At 68.8% G+C, this 18,541-nt stretch carries 19 protein-coding genes; 11 read left to right on the forward strand and 8 right to left on the reverse strand.

Annotated features, from left to right (window positions below; genetic code table 11):
* The first annotated feature begins 7 nt into the window (after positions 1-7).
* Both IP83_RS04965 and IP83_RS04970 read left to right on the forward strand, forming a co-directional pair.
* Positions 8-1,471 carry an oligosaccharide flippase family protein gene (locus IP83_RS04965; protein WP_054121104.1) on the forward strand — a complete coding sequence of 488 codons (1,464 nt, stop codon included), beginning with the start codon at positions 8-10 and terminating at the stop codon, positions 1,469-1,471.
* A 71-nt stretch (positions 1,472-1,542) separates the two neighbouring features.
* Positions 1,543-2,124: a hypothetical protein gene (locus IP83_RS04970; protein ID WP_054121105.1), complete on the forward strand. Its 582-nt coding sequence runs from the start codon at positions 1,543-1,545 to the stop codon at positions 2,122-2,124.
* On the opposite strand, the gene IP83_RS04975 is transcribed toward IP83_RS04970, so the two are convergent.
* Together IP83_RS04975 and IP83_RS04980 are read right to left on the reverse strand one after the other, a co-directional pair.
* Positions 2,121-3,404 carry a chloride channel protein gene (locus IP83_RS04975; RefSeq protein ID WP_054121106.1) on the reverse strand — a complete coding sequence of 428 codons (1,284 nt, stop codon included), beginning with the start codon at positions 3,402-3,404 and terminating at the stop codon, positions 2,121-2,123. The two genes, IP83_RS04970 and IP83_RS04975, sit on opposite strands and share 4 nt — an antisense overlap.
* Before the next feature lie 59 nt (positions 3,405-3,463).
* Positions 3,464-3,865, reverse strand: coding sequence for an OsmC family protein (locus IP83_RS04980; protein ID WP_054121107.1), 402 nt, complete (start codon positions 3,863-3,865; stop codon positions 3,464-3,466).
* 113 nt (positions 3,866-3,978) lie between these two features.
* Between IP83_RS04980 and IP83_RS04985 the strand changes: the two genes are divergently transcribed.
* From IP83_RS04985 to IP83_RS05000, 4 genes are all read left to right on the forward strand, one after another.
* Positions 3,979-4,560 carry a GbsR/MarR family transcriptional regulator gene (locus IP83_RS04985; RefSeq protein WP_054121108.1) on the forward strand — a complete coding sequence of 194 codons (582 nt, stop codon included), beginning with the start codon at positions 3,979-3,981 and terminating at the stop codon, positions 4,558-4,560.
* A 64-nt stretch (positions 4,561-4,624) separates the two neighbouring features.
* Positions 4,625-5,641, forward strand: coding sequence for an SRPBCC family protein (locus tag IP83_RS04990; RefSeq protein WP_054121109.1), 1,017 nt, complete (start codon positions 4,625-4,627; stop codon positions 5,639-5,641).
* Positions 5,642-6,052: 411 nt separating this feature from the next.
* The gene (locus IP83_RS04995; RefSeq protein ID WP_054121110.1) at positions 6,053-6,415 is read left to right on the forward strand and encodes a YciI family protein; all 363 of its coding nucleotides are present in this window, start codon (positions 6,053-6,055) and stop codon (positions 6,413-6,415) included.
* 29 nt (positions 6,416-6,444) lie between these two features.
* Positions 6,445-7,671, forward strand: a complete 1,227-nt coding sequence (locus IP83_RS05000) for an RNA polymerase sigma factor (RefSeq protein WP_231624909.1) — start codon at positions 6,445-6,447, stop codon at positions 7,669-7,671.
* A gap of 9 nt (positions 7,672-7,680) precedes the next feature.
* Here IP83_RS05000 and IP83_RS05005 read toward each other — a convergent pair whose 3' ends face one another.
* The 4 genes from IP83_RS05005 to IP83_RS05020 form a co-directional block, all read right to left on the reverse strand.
* Positions 7,681-9,231 (reverse strand): hypothetical protein, encoded by a 1,551-nt coding sequence (locus IP83_RS05005; protein ID WP_054121112.1) that lies wholly within the window; start codon positions 9,229-9,231, stop codon positions 7,681-7,683.
* Between the two features lie 16 nt (positions 9,232-9,247).
* On the reverse strand, positions 9,248-9,802 hold the full coding sequence (locus tag IP83_RS21065) for a DapH/DapD/GlmU-related protein (protein WP_054121113.1): 555 nt from the start codon (positions 9,800-9,802) through the stop codon (positions 9,248-9,250).
* Positions 9,799-10,836 carry a glycosyltransferase gene (locus IP83_RS05015; protein ID WP_082364495.1) on the reverse strand — a complete coding sequence of 346 codons (1,038 nt, stop codon included), beginning with the start codon at positions 10,834-10,836 and terminating at the stop codon, positions 9,799-9,801. The genes IP83_RS21065 and IP83_RS05015 overlap by 4 nt, the downstream gene beginning before the upstream one ends.
* A gap of 196 nt (positions 10,837-11,032) precedes the next feature.
* Positions 11,033-13,201, reverse strand: a complete 2,169-nt coding sequence (locus tag IP83_RS05020) for a polysaccharide biosynthesis tyrosine autokinase (RefSeq protein WP_054121114.1) — start codon at positions 13,199-13,201, stop codon at positions 11,033-11,035.
* Positions 13,202-13,703: 502 nt separating this feature from the next.
* Here IP83_RS05020 and IP83_RS05025 point away from each other — a divergent pair.
* Entirely contained in the window at positions 13,704-14,330 is a 627-nt protein-coding gene (locus IP83_RS05025) for a polysaccharide biosynthesis/export family protein (protein WP_231624910.1), read from the forward strand.
* Here IP83_RS05025 and IP83_RS05030 read toward each other — a convergent pair.
* Together IP83_RS05030 and IP83_RS05035 are read right to left on the reverse strand one after the other, a co-directional pair.
* Positions 14,327-14,818 carry an HPP family protein gene (locus IP83_RS05030; protein ID WP_197274278.1) on the reverse strand — a complete coding sequence of 164 codons (492 nt, stop codon included), beginning with the start codon at positions 14,816-14,818 and terminating at the stop codon, positions 14,327-14,329. The two genes, IP83_RS05025 and IP83_RS05030, sit on opposite strands and share 4 nt — an antisense overlap.
* 69 nt (positions 14,819-14,887) lie before the next feature.
* Positions 14,888-15,499: a TetR/AcrR family transcriptional regulator gene (locus IP83_RS05035; protein ID WP_054121116.1), complete on the reverse strand. Its 612-nt coding sequence runs from the start codon at positions 15,497-15,499 to the stop codon at positions 14,888-14,890.
* 95 nt (positions 15,500-15,594) lie between these two features.
* Here IP83_RS05035 and IP83_RS05040 point away from each other — a divergent pair, with 95 nt between their 5' ends.
* Genes IP83_RS05040 through IP83_RS05055 form a run of 4 tightly spaced genes read left to right on the forward strand, consistent with a single transcriptional unit; the run spans position 15,595 to position 18,355 of the window.
* Complete coding sequence (locus IP83_RS05040) at positions 15,595-15,780, forward strand: hypothetical protein (protein ID WP_054121117.1); 186 nt, start codon at positions 15,595-15,597, stop codon at positions 15,778-15,780.
* A gap of 3 nt (positions 15,781-15,783) precedes the next feature.
* On the forward strand, positions 15,784-16,893 hold the full coding sequence (locus IP83_RS05045) for an NmrA family NAD(P)-binding protein (RefSeq protein WP_054121118.1): 1,110 nt from the start codon (positions 15,784-15,786) through the stop codon (positions 16,891-16,893).
* Positions 16,894-16,907: 14 nt separating this feature from the next.
* Complete coding sequence (locus IP83_RS05050) at positions 16,908-17,390, forward strand: isoprenylcysteine carboxylmethyltransferase family protein (RefSeq protein ID WP_082364491.1); 483 nt, start codon at positions 16,908-16,910, stop codon at positions 17,388-17,390.
* A gap of 59 nt (positions 17,391-17,449) precedes the next feature.
* Entirely contained in the window at positions 17,450-18,355 is a 906-nt protein-coding gene (locus IP83_RS05055) for an MBL fold metallo-hydrolase (RefSeq protein WP_054121120.1), read from the forward strand.
* Positions 18,356-18,541: the final 186 nt, after the last annotated feature.

The raw sequence follows: 18,541 nt of genomic DNA on the forward strand, positions 1-18,541 counted from the left end.
GCAGCGCATGAAGGCTCGCGTGCTCCGCTTCGCTCGCGCCGGTGGCGGCACGGCCGTCATCGCCATGGCCGCGCGGGTCAGTGGGCAGTTCGCGATGGTCGCGGTCACGCTTGTCGCCACGCGCCACCTCGGACCTGCCGATTTCGGCGTGTTCGCGATTGCCGGGGCGCTGGTCATGCTCGCGCGGACGATGCTCTACACCGGCCCGTTCGAGTACTTGCTCAAGCTCCCGCACGATGCCGATCAGCCGCGCGGTGCCGGCGCCTGCCTTGCCGCGACGATGCTGGTCGCGCTGGGCTGGACCTTGCTGCTCCTCGCGCTGGGCTTCGCCGCGCCGTTCGTGTTCAAGGGCGGCGGGGTCGCGGCTGTCATTCTCGCGCTTGCCCCATCGGTGCTGCTCGGCGCACTCGCGGCTTTTGCGGAATCGCTGATGCTCCGATCAGGAGCGGTGCGGCGCTACTATGCCATCACCGTGCTGGCCGAGGTTGGCGCGGGCCTTGCCGCCATAGCACTGCTCGTGGCGGGTTGGGGCCTCTGGGCGCTGGTCCTCCAGATCTACGCGCGCACGGTGCTGATGGCGCTGGCGCTCGGCGCGCTGGGGCCGCCGCTTGTGCTTGCCCTGCCGCAACGCGTGGCGGTGGGCGAAGTGCTCCGCTGGTCCGTCAGCCGCTTCGGCTCGGTACTCGTCACCTTCCTCGCCAACTACAGCGGCGATCTCGTGCTCGGCGTAGTGCTCTCGCCCGCCGCGTCCGGGCTCTACCGCGCGGCCAACCGCATGGTTACCGCGCTGGCGGACATGTTCGTCCAGCCCGCCGGCATGCTCGCGCTCACCACCCTTGCGGCAGAGCGGGCGCGCGGCGACAGCGAGGGCAACCCCGGCGCCTGGCCACGCCTCGCCGGCCTCTTCGCCGTGCTCGGCTGGCCGACGATGGCGCTGCTGGCTCTCTTCGCACACCGCGTGGTTCCGCTCGCGCTTGGACACGCGTGGGCTGCCGCTGCGCCCGTCGTCGCCGTATTCTGCGTGGCGCGCATGGCCGCCCTGCTCACCGCCGTCGCCACGGCCGAACTCATCGTGACGGACCGGCAGGGCAGGGTTCTCGCGGTCCAGTCCGTCGCCGCCGCCGCCACCGCCGGGCTCACTGTGCTCGCCGCCCCTTATGGCGCACTTGGCGCCGCCTGTGCGGCCACGCTGGTCGCCCTGCTCGCTGCCGCAGCCATGGTGCTCACGGCCTTGCAGCGGCAGGACCGCCCTGCGCTTGCCGAAGCCGCCCGCCTCGTAGCCCTGCCGCTGGTCGGAGCATACGGCGCGGCGCTTGCGGCAGACCGTCTGTTCGGCAGTTCCGCCCCGCTGCTTGCGCTGGCGCTCCCGCTCGCCTGCGCCGCCGCCGGCTGGCTCCTCGCCGCATGGCCGGTCATCCCCGCGTTGCGCCGCGCCGCCGCGCTCCTTTCAGCGCCGCGCAAACCGGCCTGACCCAAAATGCCGCTTGCTCCCTCAAGCCACTCGTGAAACCTTCGCAAGTGCAACAAGGGGGACCCGAACCGATGAAGCGCCTCGCCATCGCCGCCGCCGCCGCCGCTGCCGTGCTCCTCGCCGCGCCGCCGGTGCAAGCCAAGCTCGTCCCGCCGACACCGCTCGTTGCCCCCACCTTCGCCGTCCCGACCAGCGCGACGGGCCCCGGCTTCCGCCTCCAGCCGCTCGGCCCCGATCTCGTGAAGATCGATTTCGATGCCTACATGTCCTCGGTCGAGCACCTGCAGCAGACTTTCACCCGCAGCACCGAATGGCCCCACGCGGGGATCAGCGATGCCGATGCCCTGCTCGACATGCAGACCGAAGCCGGTCGCTTCCAGCGCCGCGAGAGCTTTGCCTATTCGGTCCTCACGCCTGACGGAAAGCGCGAGCGCGGCTGCCTCTATGTCGCGCCGAGCCCGGTCCTCGGCTATGACGCGGTCGTCCGCATCTGGGTGACCAAGGCCGAATACGACGCGGGCTTCGACCAGCAATTGGCGGCATGGGCGCACCGCTGGATTGCGCGGAAGTGGCCGTTCAGGAAAGTCGCCTGGCCCGGCCGCGACATTCCCTGGGCGGAATGGGATGCGCTGACCGCAAAGAAAGGCGCCTAGCGTCGCGCCGGTGCAAACTGGCGCGCCAGCGCGTGATAGAGCTTCTGCGGGCAGACCGCCGCGCTTGCCTGATCCGCGATCAGCGCCGTGGCAAACAGCGGCAGGATCATCGAACGGTCTGCCGTCATCTCCGATACGATGATCACCGCCGTCAGCGGCGCGCGGACCACGCCGGCGAAATAGCCGATCAGGCCCAGCAGCACGATCGCGCCTGCCTCGTCGCGCGGGAAAACCTGCGCCAGCAATTGCCCGAGCCCCGCACCGACCGACAGCGTGGGCGCGAAGATGCCGCCCGGCGCCCCGCTCAGCGCGGTTGCCAGCGTGGCGACAAAGCGCGCCGGGCCGAACAGCAGCGGATGCGCCTCGCCGCCCAGCAGGCTGCGCGTCGCATCATATCCGGTCCCCCACGAAAGGCCGCCCGTGACCACTCCGATTACCGCGACAATGAACCCGCAGGCAAAGGCCCACCCCACCGGTCGTGAACGGATCGCTAGAAAGGCCCGGTGCCTTGACCACGCCATCGCGATCAGCGCCTTGGCAAACAGTCCGCCGAGCAGCCCGCCCGCCATCCCTGCCAGCGGTGCCGCCAGCACCATCGCGCGCAGCGGCAACTGCTGCGACATCGCACCGAAATAGACGTAATCGCCCGCCACGCCGAGACTGATCAGGCCCGAGACCATCACCGTCACCATCACCATTGCCGCCACGCGCTGCTCGAACGCAGAGGCGAGCTCCTCGATGGCGAAGGCCACGCCTGCCAGCGGGGTGTTGAACGCCGCCGCCACGCCCGCCGCGCCGCCGGCAATGACCACGCCCGTCGTCACCGGCACGCGCATCCAGCGGTGGACCGCCGCCATGACCGCCGCGCTGATCTGAACGGTGGGGCCCTCGCGTCCCGCTGGAGCACCCGCCAGCAGCATCAGCAGCGTGAAGGCAAACTTGGCCGCCGCGACCGGCAGCGCGATCAACTGCACCGAGGATGCTGCCCCCGGTGCCCGGCCCGCCGCCATCACTTGCGGAATGCCGGATCCCTTCGCCTCGGGCCAATGCGCGCGGGTCAGCGCCACGATTCCGGCGAAGGTCAGCGGCGTCACGAACAGGGGTGCCCACCATACCGCGCCAACCAGGCGGGCGAAGGCGTGCTGTGCCTGCTCGCCTGCGGCCGCGAACGCGATCGCCACGAGGCTGAGCATTGCCGCCCCGACTATCGCCGCCAGCCGCCCGCGCGCTGTCGGGCCGATGACAGGGTGAAGGAGGCGGTCAAGGCGGCTGGCGGTCATCCAGCGCCCCTCGACCGCGACTAAACGAATTGCAAGGTGCTTTGCAGCGAAAGTTACTACTAGAGCTCGACCAGCACCGTCTCCACCTCGGTGGTCACTTCGGTCATCAGCTTGTGTACCGGGCACTTCTTCGCCGCCGCCAGCAGCGCATCGCGGTCCTCGGTCGAAAGATCGCCGTTCAGCATCAGCGCGGTGCGCAGGCGATAGACCCCCTCGCGTTCACGGCTGGCATCGCGCGTGACGACCACCTCTATATCCTCCAGCGCCATGCCCTTGCGCTGCGCCAGCCAAAGCACCGTCAGCGCCTTGCAAGCCCCCAGCGCCGCGTCGTAGATCTCGTGCGGATCGGGTCCCTCGTTGTCTTCCCCCGCCGCCGGGGTCATGTCCGTCACAAACTCATGCCCGCGCACGGCAATGCGGTGCGCCGTGCCCGACGGATCGATGCGAGTCACCGTGATCATGCTACCTCCTGCCGCTGGCCTTTCGGTGCAGTCCAGCACCGGCGCAGGGCAGGGTCAAGGCTGGTCAGGTCTCTGCTCTTGACTCTGTGGCAAGAAAGTCAGATATTTCTGTTATGACAGAAATTAACGGCGAGTCGAGCAAGTTACCCGAAGCTGTGGAGCAATTCGTCCTGCGCTGGGGCGACATGGGCTCGCAATGGGGCGTCAACCGCTCGGTCGCCCAGATTCAGGCCTTGCTGTTCCTGTCCGATCGGCCCCTCACGGCCGAGGATATCTCTGAAAAGCTCGGCATGGCACGCTCGAATGTGTCGAACAGCCTCAAGGAGCTGCTCACCTGGAAGCTCATCCACCGCGTGCCGGTGCTGGGTGACCGGCGCGATCACTTCGAGGCCGAGACCGACTTGTGGCAGATGGCTACCAAGGTCGCCCAAGGCCGCAAGGAGCGCGAGATCGATCCGATGGTGCGCGCGATCACCGCCGCGATGGAGAACATCGACGATCCCCACATCAGCGGCAAAGTGCGTGGCCGGCTCGTCGCAATGCACGATTTCGTGACCACGGTGGACCGCTGGTACCAGCAGATGCTCGATGTGCCGCCATCCCAGATCATGACGCTGATCCGCATGGGCTCGCGTGTCGTGGGCCTGCTCCGCTTCGTCACGCGCCGGAGCGGCAAGCAGGCGGAGGATAGCTGAGTCCTTTTTTTGATCATAAATTTCTCAATTTACAGAAATATCGGAATATCTCGCAGGAGGTGATATGGTACATGCTCAAGACGATCACGTGGGGCCCGGTCAGGACAAACGCGGCCGCATCATCGCCGGCTTCACTTTGGCCCTCGTCATCGCGCTCTGTGCCTTCTTCCTGATCGAGGCGAGCAGCGATGCAAGGGTGGGGTTCGGCAGCCTGTGGTTCCTCACCTTCCTCCCGGCCTACCTCTGTGCTCTGATCTGCTATGTCGGTGATCGCGACGGCACCCGCCCGGCCTCCTTCTATTCCATGGTCCCGGTCGCATTCGCCTTCATTGTGGTGGCCGGTTCGATGGTGATCCTGCACGAAGGTGTCATCTGCGTCCTCATGCTGCTGCCGCTCTGGTTGTTCTTCGGCTGGCTTGGCGCGAACATGATGCGCCGCTCGCGCCGCTGGACGGCTGATCAGAACACCTTTCGCTCCTCGCTCGTCCTGATGCCGCTCTTCGCTGGCACGCTTGAAGCGCAAGTCCCCGTCCCCCACGATCGCTATTCCGTCGTGCGCGAGATTGTCATCGAGGCTTCGCCCGAAGAGATCTGGCCCTACGCGGTTAGCAATCGCCACATCGCTGAAAGCGAAGGCCGCTGGACTTTCACGCAGGACATTCTCGGCGTTCCCCGGCCGCGTGCTACCACCGTGACCGGCTCCGGCGTGGGCCATGTCCGCACGGCGTACTGGGGAGACCACATCAACTTCGAGGAGCGCATCACCCAATGGCAACCCGGCCGCCGCCTCGGCTGGCGCTTCGCCTTCACCAACAGCACCGTGCAGGATTACACCGACAAGCACATCGCGCCCGATGGCGAGTTCCTCAAGATCGATACCGGAGACTACACGCTCACCCGGCTTTCCCCCACCACCACCCGGTTGACGCCGCGCACCAACTACATCGCCAAGACACACGCAAATCCTTACGCCGCGCTCTGGGGCGAAATCCTCCTTGGCGATGTCCAGAGCAACGTCCTTGCCGTGATCAAGGCCCGCGCCGAAGCGCGGCACCGCCAAAGCGATCATGCGCAGCGCTGAAGGTGTGCGAAACACCTTTCCTACACACCCTGACTTCGCGCATCTTCCCTCGTGGAGGCGATCCGTTGGTCCGGCGGACGGCGAGTCACGTTTATCATCATGGCGCTGAAACGGCGGAAAGGCGGTGCTGCAATGAGCAAGGCCATTTCAGACACAACTGTCACGCATTCCCGCGCCGCCGCCGAGGCAATTGGGAGGTTATCGTGCAATATTAGGTATTTGGCTCTTCGGCGGCGGGAAGGCCAGTTTTCGCTCTGGACAGTGTCAACTGTGTCAACCTCCATGCGCTGAGACTTCAGTCAGGAATTTTCCGCTCCCCTGTCGAAATCGTCCCACCTTGCCGCACATCGTTGCAGGCAGCCTCTGCTGCTTGCCGGATGAACCGGCTCACGCCGATGAAGGAACCAAGCGATGCAGTATGTGCTCCTCTTTACCGAAACCGCCGAAGAACGCGCCAAGCGCACGGATCCGGTGGCGGCCGGGCCCTATTGGGGCAGCTGGTCGGCCTATATGGGGGCGATTGCCGGGGCCGGGGTGATGGTCGGCGGCAACGGGCTGCAGGGGCCGGATACCGCCACGACCCTGCGGATCGAGAACGGAACGCGCCACGTTGTCGACGGGCCGTTTGCCGATACCAAGGAAGCGCTGGGAGGCTATGTGGTGATCGAGGTGGCCGATCTCGATGCCGCGCTCGAATGGGCGGCGCGGGCGCCATGCGTCGGGGCCGGGGCGGTGGAAGTCCGCCCGGTGATGGCGCCGCCGCCCGCAGGCTGATCCGGATGGAGAGCGCGCGCCGCCCCCCGTTGGCTTCGCCTTCGGCTGCTGCGGAGCAGGCGGCGCGCGCGTCCTATGGTCGATTGCTGGCGCTCGTATCGGCGCGGACGCGCGATATCGCGGCGGCGGAGGATGCCCTGGCCGAAGCCTTTGCCGCTGCATTGGCGCAATGGGGCGAGCAGGGCGTGCCGGCCAATCCGGAAGGCTGGTTGCTCACGGTCGCACGGAGAGCGGCGGGGCACCAGTCGGCGCGGGCGGCTACGGCCTCGCGCGCCGGGGATGTGCTGGCCTTGCTGGCGGAGGAACGGGAGGACGTGTCGGCCAGCCCCTTTGGTGACGAGCGGCTGGCGTTGCTGTTCGTCTGCGCGCATCCTGCGATCGATCCCGATGCGCAGGCGCCGCTGATGCTGCAGACGGTGCTGGGGCTCGATGCGGCGCGGATCGCGGCGGCGTTCCTCGTCAGCGGGGCGACGATGGGGCAGCGGCTGGTGCGCGCCAAGCGCAAGATCCGCGATGCCGGGATCGCGTTTGTGGTGCCCGATGTGGAGGAAGCGCCGCAGCGGCTCGCCGCCGTCCTTTCCGCGATTTATGCGGCCTATGGCACCGCATGGGACGATACGCTGGGGGCGGATGCGCGGCTGGCGGGTCTGCGCGGGGAAGCGCTGTTTCTGGCGCGGCTGACTGCGGAGCTGATGCCGGAGCAGGCGGAGGCGCTGGGGCTGCTCTCGCTGATCTGCCACTGCGAGGCGCGGCAGCCGGCGCGGCGGGGGGCGGATGGCGCATTTGTGCCGCTGCATGCGCAGGACCCGCAGAAGTGGTCGCGCGAGCTGGTGCTGGAGGCGGAGGGCGCGCTGCGGCGGGCGGCAGGCTTTGGCGCGCCGGGGCGGTTCCAGACCGAGGCGGCGATCCAGTCGCTCCACGCGCACCAGCGGATGACCGGGGAGCGCTTCACCGCGCCGCTGGCCCGGCTCTACGATGTGCTGGCGGGATTCGCCCCGACGACGGGAGTGATGGTGGCGCGCGCGGTGGCGCATGCGGAGAATGGCGCATGGGCTGCGGCGCTCGGGCAATTGCGGGCGATGGAGGGCACCGCAAGCTATCAGCCATGGTGGGCGGCGCTGGCCCGCGTTGCGTGGCTGGCGGGCGATGCGCAAGCGGCGGCGGACGCGGCGGCGAGGGCCGCGGGGCTCAGCGCGGATCCGGCGATCCGGGCATTCCTGCTGGGCGGGGGCTATCGGTTTCAGGTGGGCGGCTGAGGCGCACGGTCAGGCGAGCTCGAGCGCGCTGTCGAGGACAAGGGGCTCGGTGAGAATGAAACCGCGCGGGGGTGCGGCGGGCGCGACGAAGAGAGGTTCGCCTTGCACCGCGAGCGCCGGTGCTTGCGGCTCTGCGATGGGGACGGCGGTCTCTGCCGGGCGGGCAGCGGCTTGCATGCGGCGCAGGGCGAGGGCGGCGCCGCTGAGGATGGCGAAGTCCGTGCCCGGATCGCAGGTGGGGGAAGCGATCGAGGCAATCGCGAGGCCCATGATCATCGCCCAGCTGGCGGCGGCGGCGGTGGAGAGGGCCTTGTCCTCGACCGGGGCCCAGGTCGATTGGCGCAAGGGGCTGAAGGCCGAGAGAACGTGGCCGAGCAGCGTCACCGCGCCGATCACGCCGGTGCAGCCGAGCACGGCGGTGGCGAGGCTGGAGGAGCGGAAGCTGCCGGGTCCGATCCCGATGCCGCCGCTCTCGATAAAGGCGTAGATGCCCTGCCAGGCCCAGAAGCGGCGCTGCTGGGCGGAAAGGGTCTCGCTTTTCTCGATGGTCATGTGGCGGATCATATCGGCGAAGGCGTCGGCGAAATGGGGCTGCCAGATCATCACCGCGCAGCCGGCGGAGATGAGCGCGAGAAGGGTGGCGGCGATCCACAGCGCGCGGTCGGTGGGCAGGGCGCCGGGGAACAGCAGCGCGCGCACGGCGAGGATGACGGCATAGGCGGGCAGGCCGGCGTAGGCGCTGCTCGAGGTGCTGAGCGCGAGCGCGCTGGCGAGGAGCGCGGCGGCGAGGCCCGTCCAGCGCGGATCGATCCGGCGCAGCCAGCATTCGAATGAGAAGACGAATAGGACAAGGCCGTAGTTGGCGAAAGTCGAGGCTTCGGGGAGGAGGCCGGTCATCCGCACGAAGCCGTTGTAGGACTGGTCGAGCTGGGCGTAGGCGGCGTTGCGGAACACGGCGAGGATCACCTCGGCAGGGGTGCCGCGGATGACGACCGACGCAAAGCCGGTCAGCGCATGGGCGATGCCGACGGCGGCGAGCGTGCGCACGAGGACCGCGCGGCCTTGCTCCCGCCCGCAGGCGACGTAGCTGGCGATGGCGGCGATGAGCGTGCCGAGGAGGTAGACGGCGGTGGTGAGGTTCTGCGGGCTCGGTACCAATGGGCGCACCGCGTAGACATAGGCAAAGGTGGAGGTGTAGCGCGCCTCGACCCGGCCGCGCAGGGGGGTGACGTCGAGCTGTCCCGCGAAGAGGCGGGGGGCGATGAAGGCGATGGCGAGGCCGTAGACGACGAAGCAGACCAGCCAGCCGTTTGCCCGGAGCGCGCGGCCGACGGCGGCCATCTGGCCTGCACCCGGCACCACCAGGCGCATCGCGACGAAGAGCAGCGCGAACTGGATCGGCGGGATCGAGGAATTGCCGAGCACCGGTAGCTGGAGCGCTGCCGAGCCGCCGAACATGGCCGAGACGAGCGCGAAGGCGAACATCGCCTCGACCGAACCGGCGACGAACAGCGTGAGCCCGATGAGGACTTGCGCGGCGCCGATGAAGGTCAGTTCCATGGGGGCGTCTTTCGCATCATGGCCGGACAAAGGCGTCGGAGGTGCGGACCGGCTTGACGAAGGCGGCGGGATTGCCGCGCCAGACTTGGCGCGGAGGGACATCGCCAAAGACGACCGAACCGGCGGCGATGACGGCATGATCGCCGATGGTGACGCCCGGCAGCACGGTGACGCCGCGCCCGAGCCAGACGTTGCGGCCGAGCGTGACCGGGGCGACGCGGACGCCCTCGCCTTCATGCACCGGGTGGTGGTTGGTATCGGCGAGGACGCAGCGCGGGCCGATCCGGCAATGCTCGCCGATGCGGACGGAGAGGTGGCAGACGATCTCTACCCCGGCATTGAGGAAGGCGCGGGCGCCGATCTCGAGCCGCGCGCCGGGGCCGACTTCGACCGCGACGGGGGCGCCGTGGCAGGACCAGTTGACGCGATCCGCGATGGTGATGCGGCCGGGCCCCTCGATCCGGGGGAAGCCGCTGTGGACGAAGAAGCGCTTGCCGGGCGCCTCGCCGCGCAGCTTGAGGCGCAGGACGGTGATGAGCGTGCGCAGGCGGTTGAGCGGCTGGAGCTTCATGCGAGCGCTTCCAGCACGCCGGCGTCGAAGCGTTCGGGGGCAAAGTCGCGGGCGCGGGCGGTGGCCGCGGCGGGATCGAAGTGGGGGAGCCAGCGTTCGAGCTGCTGGATGGCGGCGATCAGCGCATCGGTGGTCTGCTCGCCGAAGAACAGGCCGGTGCGGCCCTCGACCACGCTGTCGAGCGCGCCGCCGCGGCCATAGGCGACGACCGGTCGGCCCGAGGCCATGACTTCGACGGGGACAATGCCGAAGTCTTCCTCCGCCGTGAACACCAATGCGCGGCAGCGGGCATAGGCGCGGCGCAGTTCGTCGAAATTGAGGCGCGGGATCATGCGGATGGTGGGCCCGGCGCGTTTTCTGAGCATGGCCGCTTGCGGGCCATCTCCCACGACGGTGAGCGGCAGGCCGAGCGCGTTGAACGCATCGATCGCGAGGTCCGCGCGCTTGTAGGGGACGAGCTGGCCAACCCAGAGATAGCCCGGCTCGATCTCGCTCGACGGGGTGAACAGCGCGGGATCGACGGGGGGATGGACCACCTCCGCCTCGCGGCGCCAGGCCTTGGCCACGCGCTCGCGGATGAAGCTGGAATTGGCGAGGACGCGGTCAATCCGTGCGGCGGAGCTGGTGTCCCACTGGCGCAGGCCGTGGCAGAGCATGGGCATGACCGCGCGCTTGAGCCAGCCGACCTCTTCACGGTAGTTGTGGTAGTGATCCCACAGATACCGCATCGGCGAGTGGACGTAGCACAGGTGCAGCGCGTCCGGCGCGGGGATGACGCCCTTGGCCGGGCCGCTCTCGCTGGAGATGACGAGATCGTAGCCGCGCAGGTCAAGCTGCTCGAGCGCCATGGGCATGAGCGGCAGGTAGGACTGGTAGTGCTTCTTCGCGCCGGGCAGCTTCTGGATGAAGCTGGTGCGGACGGTGCGCGCGCGGATCGTGGCCGACATCGCGGCGGGATCGTAGACGTGGGTGAAGATGTCCGCCTGCGGGAACAGCTCCAGCAGCCGCTCCAGCACGCGTTCGCCGCCGCGCATGGTGACGAGCCAGTAGTGGATGATCGCGACGCGCTTGAAGCGCCGGCGCGGATCGGCAGGCAGGACAGCGCCGGGGCGGATCAGCGCGGGCAGGCCGGAGCCGACAAGGCTGGTGCTGCTGTCCCGCAGGAGGAAGCCGCGGTCTGCCGCCGGTGCCAGGCGCTCGGCCGGGAGCGTGGAGGAGGTGGGGGCCGCCTCAGGCATAGTAGCGCTTGTACGAATGGTAGAAGGCATCGTCGCCATAGCCGAAGCGCGCCTGCTTGCGCATGTCGACGCGGGTGAGCGCGACGCCGGCGAGTTGCACGCGGTCGTCCGGCAGCAGGCGCAGCGCGGAGCGCAGCGCGGCCTCGGGCGTCTTGCGCCAGCGGACGACGAAGACCGAGGCATCGGCCTTGCGCAGCATCAGCCGTGCATCGGCGATGGGGAGCACCGGCGCGGTATCGATGATGATCGCATCGAACATCTCGCGCGCGGCATCGAGCATGCGGTCCATCTCGGTGCCGGTAAGCAGCTCGGGGGCCTTGTCGCTGCCTTCGGCGAGCGGGAGGATGTTGAGACCGGTGGCGGGATCGACCACCAGCGCGGCTTCGAGCGAGGCCTTGCCGCCGAGCACATCGAGCAGGCCCGGCCGCCCGGCATCGCCGCGCAGGAAGCGGCTGACGCCCTGGCGGCGCAAGTCTCCATCGATCAGCAGCACCTTGTCGCCGGACAGCGCCATCGAGCGCGCAAGGCAGATCGACGTCGTTGTCTTGCCCTCGTCGGGCAGGGCCGAGGTCAGCGCGATGATCCGCGCCTGCGTGGTGTTCATCGCGATCGAGGCGCGCAGCGAGCGGAAGCTTTCGGCAAAGGCCGAGCGGGGGTCTTCCAGCAGCGCGGCCATCGGCACTTTCTCGTCGCCCCGCCAGACCGACCCGAGCGTGGGGATCGAGCCGAGGTAACGCACGCCGAGACGCTGCTCGATGTCATCGCCCGTGGTGAGGCCGCTGAAGGTCATTTCCGCCGCGAAGGCTGCCGCCACGCCGAGCCCGAGCCCGAGCGCGACCGACAGCACGAGATTCAGCGCGACGTTGGGGCTGGTCGGCCGCAGCGGCACGGCGGCGGGGTGGAGCAGATCGGCGTCGGCCTGCTCGGTCCCTTCGCGCGCGGTCAGCTCCTTGAAGCGATTGAGATAGCTTTCATAAAGCGCATTCGAGGTCTCGGCGCGCTTCTCGAGGTCTTGCAGGCCGACCATCGCGGCGTTGTTCTGCGCGAGCGTGCCGCGCGACTGCTGGAGCGAGCCGGTGAGCGAGGCGAGCCGCTGCTGCGAGACCCGGGCGCGGGCCTCAAGGCTGGAAATCACACGCTGCGTCTCATCCGCAATGCGGTCGTCGATGGCGCCGAGCGCGGCCTTGGCGCGCAGCACATCGGGATGACGCGGACCATAGCGTGCGGTGAGCGAGGCGAGTTCGGTCGCGGCGGTGGCCTGCTGGGCGCGCAGCGAGCCGATGGCGGGCGAGGCCGAGACTTCGCCGACGCCGCCTGCGCTGGTGCCGAGCGCGAGCTGGCGCCGCGCCGCATCGAGCCGCGCGCCATCCTCGCTCGCGGCGGCGCGGGCGGTGGTGACGGCCTGGTTGTAGCTCGAGATTTCCTGCTCGGTCAGCGAGCCCATGGTGGTCGAGAGCAGGTTGTTGGTGATGCGGTAGCGCTGCACAGCCGCCGTATCGCCCAGCGCCTGCTGGCGCAGCTGTTCGAGCCGCTCGGCGATCGCGGTCGTCGTCGCGCGCGCGGTCTTGCGCTTCGCTTCGAGCGCGCCGGCAGTGTATTGCTGCGCGAACATGTTGGCGACGCGGGCGGCGAGCGCTGGATCGGTATCCTCGAACGTGATCGCGATGCCGTACGTCGTGCCGATGCGGATGGCGACCACGCCCTTGCGCAGCCAGGCCAGCGCGGCGGCCTGCGCACCGGCGGGAGACTTCGCAAAGCGCGCATCCTTCGCGAGGCCGAGGCTGTCTGCCACGGCGGCGAGATTGGCTTCCGAGGTGACCACCGCGACTTGCGTATCGACATAGCCTTCGCTGGGGATCGCGGCCTGCTGCGGCCCGTCGCTCGTGCTCGTCGGCGCGACGGCCTGCGGGCGGCTGTTGAGCGTGACTTCGGCGCGCGCGGTGTAGGTGCGCGGCTGGAGCGCTGTGAGCAGCAGACCCGCGGCGAGCACCGCGAACAGGACCGCGAGGAAAACGCCAAGGCGGCGGCGGAACACGGCCAGGAGCAGGCGCAGGTCCACCCGGTCTGCCGCCGGGGGCGGGACCCGGGTTTCGAAGGCGACGGCGGGTGCCAAGCCTGGCACACCCCCGGCATTGCGATAGAGGCCGACTGCCGTGTTCACCCCTGTTCTCCTCGGTCGATGGGCCCGCCCGCCCGCGCCAGCAGGTGAGGAACCTATATGGTAAAGTGCGATCCGGTCGGGGAAGTTGGCGCCCCTCGCGACATGCTCCAAGACTAGGCAAGGGGCCGCGGCGGGGAAGGCGAAGCGTATCCGCTGCGGAGGCAAACCGGAGGCAATCAGGCCTTCGATTGACACCGCAGGATCGCTGCGCGCCTTCGCGGGCGCAGTCCGAAGCTTCGTATGGCGCTGCATCCCGCATCGCCGGATCGAGGGCAAATCCGGGTGAATGCTTAAGGATTTATGCACCATATGCCGCGGGGCGGCGCTGTGATGAAGGTGACGCGAGCGGTGCCGGCAGGCGGCAGCACGGTGTGGCGCGCCGCTCCGCCAGAACATCTCCAAGGTGGAGGATTCGGCAAGGGGCCGGGTGATTGCGCTTTGCCGCCCGCGGCATAGACTTGGGACAACGATCAAGATCACCCGGAAGCATTGGAGATTTCGCATGGACAGGAAGCACGATGGCGCTGGGCGGCAGCAGCGCGGTCTCGTCACCGCAATGGCTAGGACGATAGCTGGGGCGATGGCTGGCGCGGCCGCGCTGATGCTCGGCGGATGTGCCGGTGCGGGCGCGCCGCCGATCTCCACGGCAGAGGTCGCGGCGGGGCTGGAGAGCTATCATCTGGGCGCTGGAGACCGTGTCCGCGTGACCGTTTTCAACGAACCGACGCTGACCGGCGAGTACAACATCACCCCCGGTGGGGCGCTGGCGTTTCCGCTGATCGGGGTGGTGGTGGCGGGCGGCCGGACGATCGATGCGGTGCAGCAGGAACTGACGACGAAGCTCGCGGAGGGCTATGTCAACGATCCGCGCGTGAGTGTCGAGGTGCTGAACTACCGGCCGTTCTACATTCTGGGGGAAGTTAACCGTCCCGGTGAATATTCCTATGCCTCCGGGATGACCGTGGAGCAGGCGATCGCGCGGGCGGGCGGCTTCACCTACCGCGCGAACGAGAAGACGGTGTTCCTGCGGCGGCAGACGGGCAAGGCGGAGAGCGCGGTTTCGCTGCGCAGCGCGCAAGTGGCCGTGCTGCCGGGCGATACGATCCGGATCGGTGAACGCTACTTCTAGGCGGTGGCTGCCCCGTCGGCGCGGTCGAAGGCCCATGCGGCGCCATAAAGGAGCACGGCACCGAGCGTGACCGCGCCCGCATAGACCGGCATCGTTGCTGCCGAGAAGAGCGGAATGGCTGCATTGGCGGCGGCGGGCGGGTGGTAGCAGCGCAGGACCCACATCAGCGTCACGCCGACGGCGACAGCGGGCGCGGCCAGCCACAGCGCCCAGGGATGGGCGGCGGGGCCGGCGAGCAGAAACGCCGCAATGCCGACCGCGCCGCAGATCAGGTGACCGAAGCTGGCAGCATGGGGGCGCGCGGCGGGCACCTCGCGGCAACCGACGATGAGCGCGGTGCTCGAGGCCCAGGACGGGAGCATGAGGGCAAGCCCGGCGATCCACGAGGCGAGCACCATCGCCTGCAGGACAAGCAGGGTGAGGGCGAATATTCCTGCCGCGCGGCTCCTGACGCCGCCGGTCCCGTCCATCACGCCCTGTCCGAACATGCCTGCTCGCGCCCCCCTGGCCGGTGCGTCTGGCGCACCTGAAGTCATACGCCCATTGCGCTGGATCGGTTACAGAAGCTCTCGTGGCCCAGCCGGCGCGGAACCGGGCGTGGTTGCCGGATGGGGAACCTCGTCGCGGACCGCCGCCAGCACAAGGTCCGCTGTCGCCTGGTCGCTGGCCCGCGCGATCATCACCGCGCCTGCGGCCATGGCGAAGGTGCGGGCGGCGCTTGCTTCGCGTTTGGCCTGCGGTCCTTCGAGGTGCGCGGCGAGGGATGCGATGAGCGCCCGGACGCCGCGCCCGAATTCGGCCTGGACCGCTTCGTTGCTGCGCTGGACGTCGTTGGAAAGCGCCGCGACCGGGCAGCCGCCGCCGACATCGGCAACCCGCCCGGCCGACGTGTAGCCGCGCACGAAGCCGCCGAGCGCGCGCTCTGCGGGGACATGGGCGAGGGCGTGCTCGAGCCCGGCGATCATCTCCTCGAAGGCGCGGCCCAATGCGGCGACGAGCAGGTCCTCCTTCGAATCGAAGTGGCGATAGAAGCCGCCGTGCGTGCGATTCGCGGCCTGCATGACGTCGCCGACACTGGTGCCCTCGATCCCCCGCTCGCGGAACCGGCGCGCGGCGGCAGCGACAATCGCTTGATGAGTCTCGGCTTTTGCTTCGCGGGATTGGCGCATGCGATTTTCTCCTGACAGGCCCTTGCCAAATTAGCTGATGCATGTCATCTAAAAATTAAGATGATGATCGTCATCTTATTCAGGAGGTCAGTCCCATGGCAAGTTCCGCTTCCGCTTTCGCCGCCAACCCTGCACCTGCACGGCAGGGATTCCTTGCCCGTATCGGTGCGTTCCTCGAAGCGCTCGACAGCGATCACTTCGCCGCGCCGGAGCTGCGCATCGCGCGGCTCGAGGCGCGCCTGGCCCGGCTTGAAGCCGCCGCCGCCAAGCAGGAGGGCTGAGCCATGGCCGCGCCTCTCATTCTTGTCAGCGGTGCGACCGGCGGTGTCGGCCAGCCACTCGTTGCAGACCTTCTGGCGCGCGGACTGCCGGTGCGCGCGCTGGTGCGCCGCCACGATGCCCGCTCGGCCGCGCTGGCCGCGAAGGGCGCCGAGATCGTCACCGCCGATCTGTTCGACGCCGATCAGCTGGCCGACGCGATGAAGGGCGTGCAGCGCGCGTTCTACCTGCCGCCGATGCGGCCGCACATGATGCAGAGCGCGGTGGCCTTTGCGCTGGCGGCGAAGGCGGCGCGCGTCGAGCATGTCGTGAGCATGAGCCAGTGGACTTCGCACCGCGCGCATCCGGCGAACATGACGCGGCAGACTTGGCTGAATGACGGCCTGTTCGATCTGGTGCCGGGTGCGGGGCACACCGTGTTCAATCCGGGCATGTTCGCGCACAATTTCCTGCGCACGATCGATTTCGCTGCGCTGTTGGGCTTCTACCCGGTGCTTTCCGGCAAGGGCCGCGCGGCGCCGGTCTCGAACGAGGACATGGCGCGCACCGCGGCGGTCATCCTCGCCGAGGGGCCGGAGCGGCACGCCGGCAAGCGCTATCGCCCGACCGGGCCCGAACTGCTTGACGGACGCGAGATGGCGGCGGTGATCGCGCGCGTGGTCGGCCATGGCGTTCTTCCGTTCGACATGCCGTTCTGGCTGTTCGCGAAAGCGGCGCGGCTGCAGGGCGTCGATCCCTACGAGATCGCCAGCCTGAGCCATTATCTGGAGGACATGCGCGCGGGGACTTTCGCCTTTGAAGGCGGGGTGACCGACGTGGTGGAAGCGCTGACGGGGACGCCCGCCGAGAGCTTCGAGACGACGGCCCGGCGCTATGCCGCGCTGCCGTTTGCACGGCAGACCTTGGCCAACCGGCTGAAGGCGTTCGTGAATTTCAACCGTGTGCCGTTCCAGCCGGGCGTGAACGTGCGCCGTCTGGAGCGTCGGCTTAGGGTGCCGGAACTGGCAGAACCCAGCCTTGCGGTGGCCGATCCGGTCTGGCGGCAGACCCATGCCGCGCAGATGGCCGGAACGAGCGCGCTGATCCCCGCCCCGCGCCTCGTGCGCCGCGCCTGAAAGGAACCGGTGCCATGTCAGCTCAAACCTTGCGCCGCAGCCCGCTCGACAACCGCATTCCGCCGCCGGTGATGACCGCGCTGACCGCCCTTGCGATGGCGGCGGCGAGCACGGCGATCCCCGCCGCGCCGCTGCCGCTGATTGTGCGGCTGGGCGGATTTGCCGCGACTTTCGTGCTGGCGGGGCGGTTCGGACGGCCCGCGATTGCGGCTTTCCTCGCGGCGGGCACCACAATCAACCCGGTGGTGATCGATCAGGCCAGCACGCTGGTGACGACCGGGATCTACGCGCGCAGCCGCAATCCGATGTATGTCGCGCTGACGGCGCTGCTGGCCTCGCTGGCCTTTGCTCTGGGCAATGGCTGGTTGCTGGCGGGGCCGCTGGCCTTCGTAGTCTTTACGCAGCAGTTCCAGATCCTGCCCGAGGAGCGCGCGATGGCAGCTCGCTTCGGCGCGGAGTACGCCGCTTACAAGGCCCGCGTGCGCCGCTGGTTGTGAAAGCCAGCGCGCTGTAGCACTCTCTTGCCGCCGGGGAACCGCCCGGCGGGGAGAGAGCAATGGACCGTTTCCGGATCGGCCACGTCACCGTCCACCGCATCGAGGAATGGCAGGGCACGTTCGCGCCGCCGTCCTACCTGTTTCAGGGCTACACGCCGGAAGGGTGGGACCCGCATGCGGAGGAGTTCGCGCCCGAGTATTTCGATCCGGCGACCGGGCACCTCTATGCCTTCCTGCAGAGCTGGGTGCTCGATACGGGCAGGGAACGCATCCTGTTCGATACCGGCGCGGGGAACGACAAGGACCGGCCGAACATTCCGATTTTCAGCAATTTGCAGACCGATTTCCTCGGCAATCTGGCGCGCGCCGGGTTTCAGCCGGAGGATATCGACGTGGTCGTCTGCTCGCATATCCATATCGATCATGTCGGCTGGAACACGCGGCTGGTGGAGGGGCGGTGGGAGCCGACCTTCCGCAACGCGCGCTATGTGCTGCCGCTGGCGGACCGCGCTTACTGGGATCCGGAGGACGGCGCCGCGGGGCCGGAGGGTGTCGGTGCGGCGGTGAATGCAGGGATGTACGAGGACAGCGTGGCGCCGATTGTCGCGGCCGGGCGCGCCGAGTGGGCCGAGCCGGGGTTCGAGGTGGCCGAGGGGCTGACCTTGCAGGCCTGCCCGGGGCATACCCCCGGGAGCATGATGCTGGAGGTGATGGGCAAGGGCGACAACGCGCTGTTCGTGGGCGATGTGGTCCACCATCCGGCGCAGATCTATCGGCCGGACTGGAACAGCGTGTTCTGCGAGGCGCCCGATCAGGCGCGCGAGACGCGGCGCGCGGTGCTGGAACTGGCCGCAAGCCGGGAGGCGCTGCTGGTGCCGGCGCACTTCGGCGGGAACCACGCGGCGCGGGTGCTGCGCGAGGGGACCGGGTTCCGGCCGGTGCTGGGGACGCTGGGGCTGGGGTGATCGGTGTCGCCAGGGGCAACATTGCCGGTAGGCGCTGCGCACCCCCACCCGGCCTCCCCCGAGCGGGGGAGGGGAAGAAGGGGTGAGGCTGTTGGATTTCGCGGCGCTGCGCTGCGGTGTTCGGGCAGTGGGGGTGATCGCGCGACCGGTGCGGCGCCTGCACTGGCGCTGCGGGGAGGGCGTCGT

Source organism: Novosphingobium sp. AAP93 (assembly GCF_001296055.1).
In the GTDB taxonomy this organism is placed as follows: domain Bacteria; phylum Pseudomonadota; class Alphaproteobacteria; order Sphingomonadales; family Sphingomonadaceae; genus Novosphingobium.

Coding starts and splice junctions, on each gene's coding strand:
- IP83_RS05025 (WP_231624910.1), top strand. CDS start 13,704: ATGGACAGGAAGCACGATGGCGCTGGGCGGCAGCAGCGCGGTCTCGTC.
- IP83_RS05015 (WP_082364495.1), bottom strand. CDS start 10,836: ATGCGCGGCGGCGAACGCGTGCTGGAGCGGCTGCTGGAGCTGTTCCCG.
- IP83_RS05040 (WP_054121117.1), top strand. CDS start 15,595: ATGGCAAGTTCCGCTTCCGCTTTCGCCGCCAACCCTGCACCTGCACGG.
- IP83_RS05035 (WP_054121116.1), bottom strand. CDS start 15,499: ATGCGCCAATCCCGCGAAGCAAAAGCCGAGACTCATCAAGCGATTGTC.
- IP83_RS05050 (WP_082364491.1), top strand. CDS start 16,908: ATGTCAGCTCAAACCTTGCGCCGCAGCCCGCTCGACAACCGCATTCCG.
- IP83_RS05045 (WP_054121118.1), top strand. CDS start 15,784: ATGGCCGCGCCTCTCATTCTTGTCAGCGGTGCGACCGGCGGTGTCGGC.
- IP83_RS04965 (WP_054121104.1), top strand. CDS start 8: ATGAAGGCTCGCGTGCTCCGCTTCGCTCGCGCCGGTGGCGGCACGGCC.
- IP83_RS21065 (WP_054121113.1), bottom strand. CDS start 9,802: ATGAAGCTCCAGCCGCTCAACCGCCTGCGCACGCTCATCACCGTCCTG.
- IP83_RS05055 (WP_054121120.1), top strand. CDS start 17,450: ATGGACCGTTTCCGGATCGGCCACGTCACCGTCCACCGCATCGAGGAA.
- IP83_RS04970 (WP_054121105.1), top strand. CDS start 1,543: ATGAAGCGCCTCGCCATCGCCGCCGCCGCCGCCGCTGCCGTGCTCCTC.
- IP83_RS04990 (WP_054121109.1), top strand. CDS start 4,625: ATGGTACATGCTCAAGACGATCACGTGGGGCCCGGTCAGGACAAACGC.
- IP83_RS05030 (WP_197274278.1), bottom strand. CDS start 14,818: ATGTTCGGACAGGGCGTGATGGACGGGACCGGCGGCGTCAGGAGCCGC.
- IP83_RS04985 (WP_054121108.1), top strand. CDS start 3,979: ATGACAGAAATTAACGGCGAGTCGAGCAAGTTACCCGAAGCTGTGGAG.
- IP83_RS05005 (WP_054121112.1), bottom strand. CDS start 9,231: ATGGAACTGACCTTCATCGGCGCCGCGCAAGTCCTCATCGGGCTCACG.
- IP83_RS04975 (WP_054121106.1), bottom strand. CDS start 3,404: ATGACCGCCAGCCGCCTTGACCGCCTCCTTCACCCTGTCATCGGCCCG.
- IP83_RS04995 (WP_054121110.1), top strand. CDS start 6,053: ATGCAGTATGTGCTCCTCTTTACCGAAACCGCCGAAGAACGCGCCAAG.
- IP83_RS04980 (WP_054121107.1), bottom strand. CDS start 3,865: ATGATCACGGTGACTCGCATCGATCCGTCGGGCACGGCGCACCGCATT.